The following is a 13,444-nucleotide window of genomic DNA, read 5'->3' on the forward strand; positions in this document are numbered from 1 at the left end:
CATCAGCGGAGCTTCAGGCTGGCCAGCCCCACCAGGCACAGCAGCATCGTGATGATCCAGAAGCGCACCACCACCTGCGTCTCGGCCCAGCCCTTCTTCTCGAAGTGGTGGTGCAGCGGCGCCATCAGGAACACGCGCCGTCCGACGCCGTAGCGCCGCCTCGTGTACTTGAACCAGGCCACCTGGATCATCACGGAGAGGGCCTCCGCCACGAAGATGCCGCCCATGATGCCGAGCACGATCTCCTGGCGCGTGATGACGGCGATGGTGCCCAGGGCGCCGCCGAGCGCCAGCGCGCCGACATCGCCCATGAACACCTGCGCCGGGTTGGCGTTGAACCACAGGAAGGCCAGCCCCGCACCGGCCATCGCGGCGCAGAACACCAGCAGCTCGCCGGCGCCTGGGATGTGCGGGAACAGCAGGTAACGCGAGAAGTCCGCGCGGCCCACCACGTACGCGAACACCCCGAGAGCGCTGCCCACCAGCACCACCGGCATGATGGCCAGGCCGTCCAGCCCGTCGGTGAAGTTGACGGCGTTGCTGGCGCCGACGATGACGAACCAGCTCAGGGCAATGAAGCCGAACACGCCCAGCGGGTAGCTGATGCTCTTGAAGAAGGGCACCATCAGGTCGGCCCGCGGCGGCAGCTCGGTCGAGAAGCCGCTTCCCACCCAGCTCAGAAACAACTCCAGCACGCGCAGGTTGCTCGTCTCGGCCACGCTGAAGGCCAGGTACAGCGCGGCCACCAGGCCGATCAGGCTTTGCCAGAAGAACTTCTCGCGGCTGCGCATGCCCTCGGGATCTTTGTGCACGACCTTGCGGTAGTCGTCCACCCAGCCGATGGCGCCAAAACCGAAGGTGACCAGCATCACCACCCAGACGAAGCGGTTGCTCCAGTCGAACCACAGCAGCGTGCTCACGCCGATGCCGATGAGCACGAGCACGCCGCCCATCGTCGGCGTGCCGCGCTTGCCCAGGTGGGCCTGCACGCCGTACGCGCGGATGGGCTGGCCGATCTTCATCGCGGTGAGCTTGCGGATCACCCAGGGCCCGAAGGCCAGGCCGATGAGCAGCGCCGTCATCGCCGCCAGCACGGCGCGGAAGGTGAGGAACTGGAACACGCGCAGGAAGCCCAGATCCTCGGGGTACAGCGCCAGCAGCCATTGCGTCAGGCTCAAGAGCACGGCGCGTCTCCCCAGGCGGCGCGCAGGGCCTGCACCACCCGCTCCATCTTCATGAACCGCGAGCCCTTGACCAGCACCGAGCGCACGGGGGCTGCCGCGCCCTGACCGGGGCTGCCGTCCTGCAGGGCCGCCACCAGCTCGGCCGTACCCGCGAAGTGGCGGTGCGCCCCCGCCCGCGCGCACAGCGGGCCGGCCGCCCAGAAGGCTTCGATGCCACGCTCGTGCGCGCGCCGGCCCACCTCGGCGTGGAAGCGCGGGCCTTCGTCGCCGACCTCGGCCATGTCGCCCAGGATCAGCCAGCGCGGCCCCGGCAGGCCGGCCAACACCTCGATGGCCGCGAGCACCGAGTCGGGGTTGGCGTTGTAGCTGTCGTCGACCAGCGTCACCGGGCCAGCCGGCGACACCAGCCGGTGCAGTTGCGAACGCCCGGCCACCGGGCGGAAGGCTGCGAGCCCGGCCTGCACCGCGGCGAGCCTCTCGCCCGCGGCCAGTGCACAGGCGGCGGCGGCAGCGGCGTTGCGCAGGTTGTGCGTGCCGGGCGCGTGCAGACTGAGCGTCACGGTGCCGGCGGGCGTGGCCAGCTCGAGCGCCCAGGCTGCGGCCGCGGTGTCCCAGGTGCCGGTGGCCACCACGTCGGCGCCGCTGCCTTCACCGCCGAAGCTCAGCACGCGCCGGGCCCCGGCGCGCTGGCGCCAGCGCGCCGTGAACACGTCGTCGGCCGGAATCACCGCCGTGCCACCGGCCGGCAGCGCGTCGATGACGGCGCCGTTTTCGTCGGCCACGGCCTCGACGCTCTTCATGAACTCCAGGTGCTCGCGCTGCGCGTTGTTCACCAGCGCCACCGTGGGCTGCGCCAGCGAGGCCAGCAGCGCGATCTCGCCCGCGTGGTTCATGCCCAGCTCCACCACGGCGGCGCGGTGCCCGTGCTCGTCGTCCTGGCGCAACCGCAGCAGCGTCAGGGGCACGCCGATGTGGTTGTTCAGATTGCCTTCGGTGGCCAGCATGCCCGGCCCGTGGGCGGCACGCAGGATGGCCGCCACCATCTGCGTGACGGTGGTCTTGCCGTTGCTGCCCGTCACCGCCACCAAGGGCAGGTGGAGACGATGCCGCCAGCCCTGCGCCAGCTGCTGCAGGGCGGCCAGCGTGTCGGCCACGTGGAGCCCCGGCAGGCCGCCGGGGCTGGCCGGGCCCAGCGCATCGGCCCGGCTGGCCAGCACGGCCACGGCGCCGCTCGCCTTGGCCTGGGCGATGAAGTCGTGGCCGTCGAAGCGTTCGCCGCGCAGCGCCACGAACAGGTCGCCCGGGTTGATCGTGCGCGTGTCGGTGTGCACCCGCGCAAAGCCCCGCTCGGCCGGGCCGACCACCGTGCTGCCCGGCAGCAGCGCCTGGGCCTGGGCCAGCGTCATCATGCGCGGGTCCTCCGGGCGGCCAGCGCGGCCTGCACCTCGTCGGCGTCGGAGTAGGGGTGGGCGATGCCCGCGATGACCTGCGTCGTCTCGTGGCCTTTGCCGGCCACCAGCACCACGTCACCCGGTGCTGCCTCGCGCAGCGCACGCGCGACGGCCTGACGGCGGTCGACCACGCCCTCGGCCTCGCCCGAGGCACCGGCCAGCACCTGCGCGACGATGGCGGCCGGGTCCTCGCTGCGCGGGTTGTCGCTGGTCACGATCACACGGTCGGCCCGCTGCGTGGCGACGGCGCCCATGCGCGGACGCTTGGTGGCGTCGCGGTCGCCGCCGCAGCCGAACACGCACACCAGCCGGCCGCCGCGGGCGCGGGCCATCGGCCGCAGCGTGGCCAGCACCTGCTCCAGCGCGTCGGGCGTGTGGGCGTAGTCGACGACGGCCTCGACGTCGTCGCCCTCGGCCGAGATGCGCTGCAGCCGCCCGGGAACCGGCGTCACCGCGCCCAGTGCAGCCACCGCCTCGGCCAGCGGCACGCCCACGGCACGCAGGCCACCCAGCACGACCAGCAGGTTGCTGGCGTTGAACTCCCCCACCACCGCGGTGGTGAGCGTCTGCCGGGCGCTGCCTTCGGTGACCTCGAACACCAGCCCGTCGGGCCCGTACTGGCGGGCCCCGGCCACCAGCCTCGCGGGGCCGTGGAGCGAGACGGTCCACACGTCGAGGCCGCTGCCGCTCAGTTCAGCCGCCAGCCTGGCGCCGAAGGCGTCGTCGACGTTCACCACCGCGGCCTTCAGGCCCGGCCAGTCGAACAGGCGGCGCTTGGCGGCGCCGTAGGCCGCCATCGTGCCGTGGTAGTCGAGATGGTCTTGCGTGAGGTTGGTGAACAGGGCGATGTCGATGGCGCAGCCGTCGAGCCGGTGTTCCACGAGGCCGATCGACGAGGCCTCCAGCGCGCAGGCCGTGAGCCCGTCGCGCACGAAGCGGGCCAGCGTGGCGTGCAGTGTCAGGGTGTCGGGCGTCGTCAGGCCGGTGGCCTGCAGCTGCCCCGGCCCGCGCCGCGACGGCGGCTCACCCACGCCCAGCGTGCCCACCACGCCGGCCGGCCGGCCCAGGGCCGAGAGGGCCTGCGCCGTCCACCACGCGGTGCTCGTCTTGCCGTTGGTGCCGGTGGTGGCGACCACTGTGAGCCGCTCCGATGGCCGGCCGAAGACGTCGTGCGCCACCGCGCCCGCGGCCGCCTTCAGCCCTGGCAGCGAGGCCAGGCGCACGTCGGCGCCCAGGCCGAAGGCCGCGACGCCGTCGGCCTCCACCAGACAGGCAGCGGCACCGGCAGCCAGCGCCGCCGGCACGAAGCCGCGCGCATCGACGACCCGCCCCGGCCCCGCCACGAAGCCGTCCCCCGGCCGCACCCGTCGGCTGTCGGCAACCAGCGTGCCGCGCACGCGCTCGCGCAGCCAGTCGGCCGCCTGCGCCGGGGTGTGCAGCGCCTGCACTAAAAGCTCTCCTGCGCGGCCGGCTCGACCTTGGTGGCGATCTGCGCCTTGACGTCGAGGTCGGGCGCCACGTTCATGCCGCGCAGCGTCTGCGCCACGATCTGACTGAACACCGGCGCGGCAATCTCGCCCCCGTAGTACACGCCCTTGCCCGGCTCGTCGACCATGACCGCCACCACGATGCGCGGCTCGCTCACCGGCGCCAGCCCGACGAAGAACGAGCGGTACTTGCTGGTGCTGTAGGTCTTGCCCTCGAGCTTGCGTGCGGTGCCCGTCTTGCCGCCCACCGAGTAACCCAGCGCCTGCGCCTTGGGCGCGGTGCCGCCGGGGCCCGCGGCCAGACGCAACATCTCGCGCACGGCGCGCGCAGTCTCGGGGCTGATCACGCGCTGGCCGGCGACAGCCGGCGCAGCGCCTTGGGCATCCTGGCGCTGGCCGGCGACCGCCGGCGCAGCGCCCTCCTCGCGCTTGAGCATGCTCACCGGCAGCAGCTGCCCGTCGCTGGCGAACACCGTGTAGGCCCGCGCGATCTGGAACAGGCTGGCCGACAGGCCGTAGCCGTAGCTCATCGTGGCCTTCTCGATCTCGCGCCAGCCCTGGTAGGGGCGCAGCCGGCCCGTGACGGCACCCGGGAAGTCGATCTGCGGTCGCTGCCCCAGTCCGATGGCCGTGTACAGCGCGTGCATCTCGCGCGAGGGCATCGGCAGCGCCATCTTCACGGTGCCGACGTTGCTGCTCTTCTGGATGACCTCGGCCACGCTGAGCACGCCGTGCGGGCGGGCGTCGTTGATGCGGCGGCCGCCGACGATGATGTGCCCCGGCGCGGTCTCGATGCGTGTCTCGGGCCGCCAGGGTCCACGCTCCAGCGCCAGCGCGGCGATGAAGGGCTTCATCGTCGAGCCGGGCTCGAACACGTCGGTCAATGCGGCGTTGCGCAGCCTCTCGCGGCGCATGGTGGCGCGCTGCGCGGGGTCGTAGCTCGGGTAGTTGGCCAGTGCCAGCACCTCGCCGGTCTTGACGTCGAGGACCACCACGCTGCCCCGCTGCGCGCGGTGCTCGATCACCGCCTCCCGCAGCCGCTGCCAGGCGAAGAACTGGACCTTGCTGTCGATGGCGAGCTGCACGTCCTCGCCGTGTCGTGGATCGGCCTGTTCGCCGATGTCCTCGACCACACGGCCGAAGCGGTCGCGCACCACCGTGCGCTGGCCGGCACGGCCCGACAGGCGACCGTCGAAGGCCAGCTCGACGCCATCGATGCCCGCGCCCTGCAGGCCCTGTCCGACGAGCTGGGTGAAGCCCACCACGTGCGCGGCCGACTCGCCCTCGGGCCAGCGGCGCTGGAAGTCCGGCACCTGGTGCAGGCCCTTGAGCTGCAGCGCCCGCAGGGCCTGCCACTGCTCGTCGGTGGCGTGGCGCTTGAGCAGCACCGTGCCGGTGGCGCCGTCGAGCCGGTCCTGGAGCTCGGCGTAGGGCATTTTCAGCGCCGCGGCCAGGGCGCGGCGCTGGGCCACATCGGCCGCGAAGCTGTGCGTGTCCACCTGCACGCTGGGCATGGCCACGCTGGTGGCCAGCAGCTGGCCGTGGCGGTCGAGGATGCGGCCGCGGCTGGCCGGCAAGGGCTGCGTCACGACGAAGCGCTTCTCGCCCTCGGCCTGGTAGAAGTCGGTGTGCAGGATCTGCAGCCACACGGCGCGCAGGAACAACGCCGCAAAGCCCACCGCCACCAGGGCGACCACGAGGCGGGAGCGCCAGGGTGGCGTCGGGCTGGCCAGCAGCGGGCTGGTGGCGTAGCTGACGCTGCGGACGCTGCCCGCGGCGCCCCCGGCAGCCTTGGCGCGGGCTCCGCTGGCGTGCTGGCGGCCGGCAGCGCTCATCGCGCGGCCCCCACCGCGGCTGGCGCGTCGTCGACGTACACCGTGACGGCGGGCGTGATGCTGCCCATCTTGAGCTGCTCGCGGGCCACGCGCTGCACGCGGGCGTGTGTGGCCTGCGCCTGGCGCTCGGCGTCCAGGCGCTTGTATTCGGCGTCGAGCTGACGCTGCTCGGCGCGCGCGCGGTCGAGCTCCGCAAAGGCCCGGCGCGACTCATAGGCCGTGCGCACCAGACCCAAGGCGCTGGCCAGCAGCAGCGCGACCAGCAGCAGGTCGAGCTTGCGCGTCATGCCGGCACCGCCGTGCGCTCGGCCACGCGCATCAGCGCCGAGCGTGCGCGTGGGTTGGCCGCCACCTCGGCCGCCGACGGCCTGACCCGCGCCAGCGCCCGCAGGCGCAGCGGCTTCGGGGGAGCCATGGGCGCGCGGCGGTCAACGACATCGCGGCTCTCGGCGGCGATGAAAGTCTTGACGATGCGGTCTTCCAGCGAGTGGAAGCTGATGACGACGAGCCGGCCGGCGGGCGCCAGCAGCGCCAGCGCCGCCTTCAGGCCCTGTTGCAGCGCCTCAAGCTCGGCGTTGACGTGAATCCGAAGAGCTTGAAACGTGCGCGTTGCAGGGTCCTGGCCCGGCTCGCGGGTCTTGACGGCACGAGCCACGAGCGCGGAAAGCTCAAAAGTCGTGCGGACGGGAGCGCCGCTTTCGCGGCGAGCGACAAGCGCCTTTGCAATGGCAGCAGCAAACCGTTCTTCGCCATGTTCACGAATCACCTCTTCGATGGTCTTGGTATCGGCCCGGGCCAGGAACTCGGCGGCGGTCTCGCCGCGCGTGGTGTCCATGCGCATGTCCAGCGGTGCATCGGCGCGGAAGCTGAAGCCGCGCGACGGGTCATCGAGTTGCGGCGAGCTCACGCCCAGGTCGAGCAGCACGCCCTGCACCTGCGCGATGCCCAGAGCGGCCAACTCGGCCGTCATGTCGCCGAAGCTTGCATGGCGGACGGCAAAGCGCGGATCGGTGATGCGCGCGGCCTCGGCCAGCGCCGCCGGGTCCTTGTCGAAGGCCACCAGCCGGCCCCCCGGCGCCAGCTTCGCCAGCACAGCGCGACTGTGGCCGCCGCGGCCGAAGGTGCCGTCGACGTAGGTGCCCGCCGGCTGCGTCACGAGCGCCTCGACGGCCTCGTCCCGCAGCACGGTGGTGTGGGAGCCTGTGGCAAGAGGGGAGTACACGGGCGGGGCGTACACGGGCATCACCGGATCACCAGGCTTTTCAGCGCCTCGGGCGCGCCCAGCGCGATGGCGGTGGCCTCGCGCACCTCGTAGCGCTGCAGATCCCAGATCTCGAAGCTGGAGCCCATGCCCAGGAGCTTGACCTCGCGGTCCAGCGCCGCCCAGCCGCGCAGCTCCGGCGGGATCAGCACGCGGCTGCCGCTGTCGATCTCCACGTCCGTCGCGCTGCCGATGTACAGGCGGCGCCAGGCGTCGTGCTCCTGCGGCAGGGCCAGCAGCTGGGCCTCGAAGGGCTCCCAGACGCTGATCGGGAACAGGCTCAGGCAGCCGTGCGGGTGCTTGGCGACGACCAGCTGGCCGTTCACCGAGGCCATGAGCTGCTCGCGCCAACGCGCGGGCACCGTCAGGCGGCCCTTGGCGTCCAGCGTCAGCACCGGCCCCCCGCGAAATGTCATGCCCGACGACCTCCCCTAGGGTGGGCCTCTCACGAAGAGAGGCCCACAATTTCCCACAAATCACCACTAAACACCACTGTAGCGCAAGCCAAGGCCCGGCGTCAACGCGGCGCCTCAGAAAAATCAATGAAATCAACGACTTAGCCGTCGATCTTGATGTGCCGCGGGGAAAAAGTCGTTCCTAGTGAACGACTTGGCACCAAGACTGAAAGTGGTTTCGAGGGCGGGAAGGCCGCCCGAGGGCGTCAAGCCAGGGGGTTGGGAACCCCAAAGAGGCCCGGTTCCTCACCAAGCCCCGGCGACAGTGCCGGCCAGACGGACACTTCAGAGGCCGGGCCGCCGGGCTGGGGAATCCCCGGCCGAGACGTCATGAACTCGCTCGACACGCCCCTGCACCCGGGGCGCTCGCGGTCGCCGCCTTCATGGATCGCAGCGTCGGCGTGCTGTGGGAACCGCATTGCACGCCACAGCCCAGCTTCCCGCTGAGACGGCATGCGCTGAGCGCCGGCTCCGTCAAGCCGCTTGCCGGAGTCCTTGATCCAACTCGCGCGCGTGGTGACCGATCTTCAATGCCGAGGGCATCTCAGGCAGGGATTGGTCGAGCGCCGAGCAGACGGCTTCCTGCCACGGCGTGCAATAGATGAGATCGTTGAGGCTTCTCATGGCTTGCAAGGGTTCTTCGTAACAGTCCCGATCGTCCAGGAATTGGATATTGGTCAGCACGGTGCTGGGGTCGACCAAACAGACCACGTTCGGCAGAATTTCGATCCAGTCCCACGAGGCTGCGGCCAGACGGCCGTCAACCATCGCGCCCCAAACGGTATCGCCCACACGGCGGCCGTCACCAAGTGCCTCGGGCTGCACCCTGGTGCCGAGATGGAAGAAGGGCAAGAGTCCATCGAAGCGCTTTTGGGGATAGCATTCGAAGCGCGGAAGACTCAATACTTGCCAGGACAACAGTCTCATGCTGAAACTCCTAGAGTTCGGGTTGTGTTTCGATCTTCCGCAGTGCGATCCATTGAAGCTACTCGTCAAGGTTGGCGATGGCCGGTGAGAAATGATCCCTCAGGACTTTCAGCAACTGGGCTTGTCCAAGGACCGCGCCTCCTTCGAGGCCGGCCTGGTGGCCATTGCCCAGTCGCTGGACTTTGAGATCGCCAGCGCGGCCGTCGCTGTCGACAGGCCGGGCCGGGAACCGATCTTCGAGATGCTTGGCAACATCCCCTTAGCGTGGAGCGAGGCGGCGCGCGATGCCTCTGACGCGGCCCGTGATCCCGTGATGCAGCGCATGCGCAATTCCGGCGTGCCTTTTGCCTACGACCAGCAGCTTTATGTGGCCGAGGGTGCCGGCGACCTTTGGGAGTCGCAGGCGCCGTTCGGTTACCGCACAGGGATCGCCATCGCGATGCACCTGCCCGGCGGGCACCACTTCCTCTTGGGCGTAGACCGCTCCCGCGCCCTGCCCGCTGAACGTGTTGCAGCCAACCGGCTTGTGGCCGACATCTGCCTGCTGGCAGTGCACGCGCAGGAAGCGGCGATGCGCGTGCTCTTGCCCGACACGCCGCAGCCTGCGCCCGCGCAGAGGCTCACTCGGCGCGAGGTCGAGGTCCTGAACTGGACCAAAGAAGGCAAGTCGGCCTGGGCGGTAGGCCAGATTCTCGGCATGAGCGAAGCGACCGTGCAATCCCATCTGCGGAACGTCCGCCGCAAGATGGGCGTGTCCAGCAAGCATCAGGCGATCCTGCGGGCCATCGCCCTGGGCCTCATCACCCAGTGACGCAACAAGGGCCGTATCACGGCCTATCGGGTGTGTCAACTCGCCAGCCCATGTGACTGGAGACGAACTGCTCAGCTTGGTGAAATCTCCCCAACGGTCAATGTCGACCAACCCCGGAGGCCACCATGTTTGAGAACCCGACCCTGAACTTCCCCCGCGGCGACTGGCTCACCGCCCTCATCAGCCTGTTCGTCGGAGCCTGAGCGTCACACTAATCGGAGGGCTGCGCTGCCCTTCGTCTGATGGTTCCCGGGCCTGAATGCGTTGGTGATCGCATTTGAGTCTTGCACACGGAGAGGGTCCCTCATGCTCTCAGTGTGCTTCGGCCACGCAATGAGCGTGGCTTTTTTTCGTCACCGCGAGGATCCGCTTTGCCCAACAGTCCCGGCCATACCCGCGCCATCGATCCTGCCCAAGGACCTGTTCAGCGCTGAGCTCCGGAGTTCCAGCCCGTGCGCGGTCCGGCACATGAGGTTCGCGACCAACGGTCTCACAAGAGTCCCGCTTCGAACGCCTTGGCGACAGCCTGCGCCTCGCTGGCACAGCCAAGCCGCTTCACGGCACTGGTCAAGTACCTGTTGACGGTGTGCTCGGACATCGACAGCAGCATGCCCGTCTCCCATGTGGACTTGCCCTGCGAGGCCCAGGCCAGAACGTCGCGTTCACGGGCAGACAGGTCGATCACCTGGCGGTCGATCTGATCGGGGAGCAACAGCCTGTAGGCGGCGTCCTGAACGAAGGCCACCAGAAGTTGCAGACTCGCGAACAGGCGCATCCGCTCGGCGTGGTTACCTGGAAGCGGTTCGTCACGGTCCATGCCGATGGCGCAGAAGCGGCGACCTGGCTTCGAGTGCAGCACCGCGCCGATTCCTGTCTTGAAGCCGAAGGGCGCTTGATGCTCCCAGAGGTCACCCGCGCCGCTGCCCGCGTAAAGATCTTGGTCGTATGCGAAGGGCCTGTCGGTCGAGCGGACGAGCTCCACACAAGGGTCTCGCGCTGCGGCTGCGGCATCCCAGACGTAGGGCACCCAAGCCAGCGGGTCGTTCCGCACAACGCGCTCCTTGGCCTTTCGGCCAGGCGCGAAATCGACTACAACGAGGTTGACGAGCGGAAAGCCAAAGTCCTCGGCCACCTGCAGCAGCGCCTTCCGGAAGGCGGCGATGTCCTCGGCGGCAACCAGATCGTGATGGCGCTGGTAATTGAACGTCATTCGAGAGTGATTGACCCAGACTCATTACGCCCGTGGCCCCATGACCACCGTCATGAGCGAGGCCCGCTCGATGTGCGCCCAATCCGCATGCTCGGCGGGTGGCTCTGGCACTGACAGAAGCCGCCGACCTGACGGCCAATCGGTCGAATGCGTTGAATCTTAGACTAACACAGGCGCCGCAGCGATCGGCTCTTGCGGCGGGGCGGCGCCAGGTCGCGGCCAAGTACGCCATCCGAGGTGCTCAAGCGGGGCTGGGCGGCACTTCTCGCAGTCCGGGGGCGTCAAGCCGCGGGTGCCGGGCCCAGCGTGCGCCAGACCAGCCGCGCGGCTGCGAGGTCCTCGAGCGCCGTGCCGACGGACTTGAACACCGTGCGCTGCCTCTCCTGCGTGCGCCCGGGCACGCTGCCGCGGCAGAGCTGGGCCAGCGTGGCACGCACGTCGGCGGCCGTGAAGACGCCGCGCGAGACCGGGCCCAGCAGGTCGCCGGCCTTGGTCAGGGCCTCTTCGGTGTCGATGGCCAGGCGGGCGCCGCGGAAGCAGTCGTCGTCGGCCTCGCGCATGGCGGGGGTGAAGCCGCCGATCAGGTCAAGGTGCGCGCCCGGCGCCAGCCAGGCGCCCTGCACCAGCGGCTCGGTGGCCAGCGTGGCGCAGCTCACGATGTCGGCGGCGCCCAAGGCAGCCTGCAAGTCGGTGGCAGCCTCGGCGTCGAAACCCTCGGTCTGCCAGCGCGCCACCAACGCGGCGGCGGCCTCGGGACGACGCGCCCACACCCGCACCTGGCGGATCGGCCTGACCGCCCGGTGCGCGGCCGGCAGCAACGCAGCCAGCCGGCCGGCGCCCACCACCAGCAGCCGCGAGGCATCGGGCCGCGCCAGGTAGCCGGCGGCCAGCGCCGAGGCCGCGACGGTGCGGCGCGCGGTCAGCGCATCGGCATCGAGCAGCGCCAGCGGCCGGCCCGTGGCGGCGTCGAAGAGTGTGTAGCTGCCGTGCAAGCCCGGCAGCCCGCGCGCGGCGTTGCCGGGCGCGACGTTGATGATCTTCACGCCGTAGAAGCCGGAGCCCTGCGGGCCCGGCCGCGTCCAGGCCGGCATCAGCAGCGAGGTGAGGCTGCCGCCGTCGCCGTCGGGCCAGGTGTGCACGTGGCGGGCGGGCACCTCCACGCCTTCGGCAAAGGCGGTTCGCAACGCCGCCACCAGGGCTGCAAAAGGCGTGGCCGAGGCCACGGCAGCGCCGTCGAACAGGCGCAGGGCGGTCATGGGCTGGACGGTCATGACCCGATGATGCCTGCGCGGCGTGTCAGGGCGCGGCCCTCAGCCCGCCGGCAGCAGGCCCTCGTGGCGCGCCACGCGCTCCAGGGCCGTCTCGAACTGGGCGCGCGCCAGTGCCGTCACCTGGTGCAGGTAGGCGTGGAGTTCGGCATCTTCGGGGCTGCGGCTCTCGCAGTCGGCGCTGTAGGCCTCGAAGTGCGACAGCTGCACCAGCAGCTCGGCGACGTGGCGCGGGCACTCGCAGGCGATGGTGGTGGACAGGCTGGCGAAGGAGGCCAGCGCCTCGTCGTCCCAGCGCCGCGCGGGCACCGGCATCGTGCTGGGCGGCACGGCGGGGCCGGGCGCCGGCCGCTCGATCTGGCCGCGCCAGCCGCGCAGCCACTGCGCCAGCGCCGCGTCGCTCTGCGGGCCGCGCAGCAGGGTCAGGCCCGGAACGCGGCCAAAAAGCCTGCAGGTGCGCTCCGACGCAAAGCCGTACAGCACCGCCATGGGCTTGCTCTTCCACGCCGGCATGGCCAACAGCAGCCGGTCGAGCCAGTCGTCCTGCAGGCTGGCGGCGTAGATCAGCAGCGCATCGGCAGTGGCGGCCAATGGCTCGGCGGCGGCCTCCTCCAGCGTCTCGAAGGGGCCTTGCAGGTGCAGCATGCGGCCGGGCGGCATCAGGGCCTGCTGCACGGCGCCCTTCAGGCGCTGGCCCAGCAGCTTGCCGACGACGACCACGCGCCAGGGCTGGGGTGGCACGCCCCCGCGAGACGACAGGCTGCGCCCGCGTGGCGGCAGCGGCACGGCAGCGCGTCCGGGCTCCGGACGCTCGGCCGCTTCGACGCGCTCGCCCGGCGGCGCCGCTGCCGGCAGGCCGGCCGCCAGGGGCAGGCTTGACGGCCCGATCGTCGCCTCGGCCACGGCCTCGCCGGCCGTCTGCGTCAGCGTGCGGGCGTGCGTGTCCAACACATGGCGCAGCTGCGCGATGTCGAGCCGCGCCAGGCTGCCGATGGCGTGGCCCAGGTCGGTGAGCTGCTTGAGCTGAGCCAGCCGCTGCACCTGCGCGGCGCTGTACAGCCGCTGCCCGCTGGGCGAGAGCTGCGGCTGCGACACCTGGTAACGGCGCTCCCACACGCGCAGCGTGGCCACCGGCATGCGCAGCATCTTGGCCACCGCACCGCTGCGATAGCGCGGCTCCTGCAGGGCCGGATCAGCGGAGGCAGGGGTGTCGACCGGGACGATGGGCGGGGGCGAGGGATCGCGCATGACATCTCCTTGACATCGTCTTGACGCTGATTGACCGCGGAATACATGGGATATTCTGCGGGGTATCCCGGAGTGACGCATTATTGCCTTAGATTGTCCCCATGGTGAACACCGGCAACCGGACTCCAGGCAGCGCCCGCGGCTTCAAGGGCAACAAGGCGGCACTGCCCAGCAAGCCCTGCACCGTGTGCGGCCGACCGATGAGCTGGCGCAAGCGCTGGGCCGCCCGCTGGGACGAGGTCAAGGTCTGCTCCGAGGCCTGCCGCCGCCATCGCACGGCCAGGGGCAGCCGTGGCTGAGGCGAGCG

General features: G+C 70.7%; 11 protein-coding genes. 2 read left to right on the forward strand and 9 right to left on the reverse strand.

The genetic code is table 11. The features are described 5' to 3' along the window. Positions 1-2: 2 nt before the first annotated feature. From mraY to KA711_01835, 6 genes are all read right to left on the reverse strand, one after another. Positions 3-1,184 (reverse strand): phospho-N-acetylmuramoyl-pentapeptide-transferase, encoded by a 1,182-nt coding sequence (gene mraY, locus KA711_01810; protein ID MCM0607722.1) that lies wholly within the window; start codon positions 1,182-1,184, stop codon positions 3-5. Next, entirely contained in the window at positions 1,175-2,593 is a 1,419-nt protein-coding gene (gene murF, locus KA711_01815) for a UDP-N-acetylmuramoyl-tripeptide--D-alanyl-D-alanine ligase (protein MCM0607723.1), read from the reverse strand. Before murF ends, mraY begins: the two co-directional genes overlap by 10 nt. Continuing rightward, on the reverse strand, positions 2,590-6,171 hold the full coding sequence (locus KA711_01820; GenBank protein MCM0607724.1) for a UDP-N-acetylmuramoyl-L-alanyl-D-glutamate--2,6-diaminopimelate ligase: 3,582 nt from the start codon (positions 6,169-6,171) through the stop codon (positions 2,590-2,592). Before KA711_01820 ends, murF begins: the two co-directional genes overlap by 4 nt. A 69-nt stretch (positions 6,172-6,240) precedes the next feature. After that, the gene (gene rsmH, locus KA711_01825; GenBank protein MCM0607725.1) at positions 6,241-7,200 is read right to left on the reverse strand and encodes a 16S rRNA (cytosine(1402)-N(4))-methyltransferase RsmH; all 960 of its coding nucleotides are present in this window, start codon (positions 7,198-7,200) and stop codon (positions 6,241-6,243) included. Further along, positions 7,200-7,634 (reverse strand): division/cell wall cluster transcriptional repressor MraZ, encoded by a 435-nt coding sequence (gene mraZ, locus KA711_01830; GenBank protein ID MCM0607726.1) that lies wholly within the window; start codon positions 7,632-7,634, stop codon positions 7,200-7,202. Before mraZ ends, rsmH begins: the two co-directional genes overlap by 1 nt. 513 nt (positions 7,635-8,147) lie before the next feature. Then, positions 8,148-8,600 (reverse strand): hypothetical protein, encoded by a 453-nt coding sequence (locus KA711_01835; protein ID MCM0607727.1) that lies wholly within the window; start codon positions 8,598-8,600, stop codon positions 8,148-8,150. Between the two features lie 91 nt (positions 8,601-8,691). Here KA711_01835 and KA711_01840 point away from each other — a divergent pair, with 91 nt between their 5' ends. Next, positions 8,692-9,411, forward strand: coding sequence for an autoinducer binding domain-containing protein (locus KA711_01840; GenBank protein ID MCM0607728.1), 720 nt, complete (start codon positions 8,692-8,694; stop codon positions 9,409-9,411). A gap of 490 nt (positions 9,412-9,901) precedes the next feature. Here the strand turns inward: KA711_01840 and KA711_01845 are convergent, their stop codons facing one another. From KA711_01845 to KA711_01855, 3 genes are all read right to left on the reverse strand, one after another. Next, complete coding sequence (locus KA711_01845) at positions 9,902-10,621, reverse strand: autoinducer binding domain-containing protein (GenBank protein ID MCM0607729.1); 720 nt, start codon at positions 10,619-10,621, stop codon at positions 9,902-9,904. Between the two features lie 281 nt (positions 10,622-10,902). Next, positions 10,903-11,877 (reverse strand): ornithine cyclodeaminase family protein, encoded by a 975-nt coding sequence (locus KA711_01850; protein ID MCM0607730.1) that lies wholly within the window; start codon positions 11,875-11,877, stop codon positions 10,903-10,905. Between the two features lie 54 nt (positions 11,878-11,931). Continuing rightward, a complete protein-coding gene (locus KA711_01855; protein ID MCM0607731.1) occupies positions 11,932-13,137 on the reverse strand; it encodes a MerR family transcriptional regulator in 1,206 nt (401 codons plus the stop codon). A 101-nt stretch (positions 13,138-13,238) separates the two neighbouring features. Between KA711_01855 and KA711_01860 the strand changes: the two genes are divergently transcribed. Further along, on the forward strand, positions 13,239-13,436 hold the full coding sequence (locus KA711_01860) for a DUF2256 domain-containing protein (protein MCM0607732.1): 198 nt from the start codon (positions 13,239-13,241) through the stop codon (positions 13,434-13,436). The last annotated feature ends 8 nt before the right edge of the window (positions 13,437-13,444 follow it).

It is taken from the genome of Ideonella sp. WA131b, from assembly GCA_023657425.1.
In the GTDB taxonomy this organism is placed as follows: domain Bacteria; phylum Pseudomonadota; class Gammaproteobacteria; order Burkholderiales; family Burkholderiaceae_C; genus Rubrivivax.

Excerpts from the sequence above, each read along its gene's own strand:
- murF (MCM0607723.1), bottom strand. The coding sequence starts at position 2,593 with ATGATGACGCTGGCCCAGGCCCAGGCGCTGCTGCCGGGCAGCACGGTG.
- KA711_01820 (MCM0607724.1), bottom strand. The coding sequence starts at position 6,171 with ATGAGTCGCGCCGGGCCTTTGCGGAGCTCGACCGCGCGCGCGCCGAGC.
- rsmH (MCM0607725.1), bottom strand. The coding sequence starts at position 7,200 with ATGCCCGTGTACGCCCCGCCCGTGTACTCCCCTCTTGCCACAGGCTCC.
- mraZ (MCM0607726.1), bottom strand. The coding sequence starts at position 7,634 with ATGACATTTCGCGGGGGGCCGGTGCTGACGCTGGACGCCAAGGGCCGC.
- KA711_01835 (MCM0607727.1), bottom strand. The coding sequence starts at position 8,600 with ATGAGACTGTTGTCCTGGCAAGTATTGAGTCTTCCGCGCTTCGAATGC.
- KA711_01840 (MCM0607728.1), top strand. The coding sequence starts at position 8,692 with ATGATCCCTCAGGACTTTCAGCAACTGGGCTTGTCCAAGGACCGCGCC.
- KA711_01845 (MCM0607729.1), bottom strand. The coding sequence starts at position 10,621 with ATGACGTTCAATTACCAGCGCCATCACGATCTGGTTGCCGCCGAGGAC.
- KA711_01850 (MCM0607730.1), bottom strand. The coding sequence starts at position 11,877 with ATGACCGCCCTGCGCCTGTTCGACGGCGCTGCCGTGGCCTCGGCCACG.
- KA711_01855 (MCM0607731.1), bottom strand. The coding sequence starts at position 13,137 with ATGCGCGATCCCTCGCCCCCGCCCATCGTCCCGGTCGACACCCCTGCC.
- KA711_01860 (MCM0607732.1), top strand. The coding sequence starts at position 13,239 with ATGGTGAACACCGGCAACCGGACTCCAGGCAGCGCCCGCGGCTTCAAG.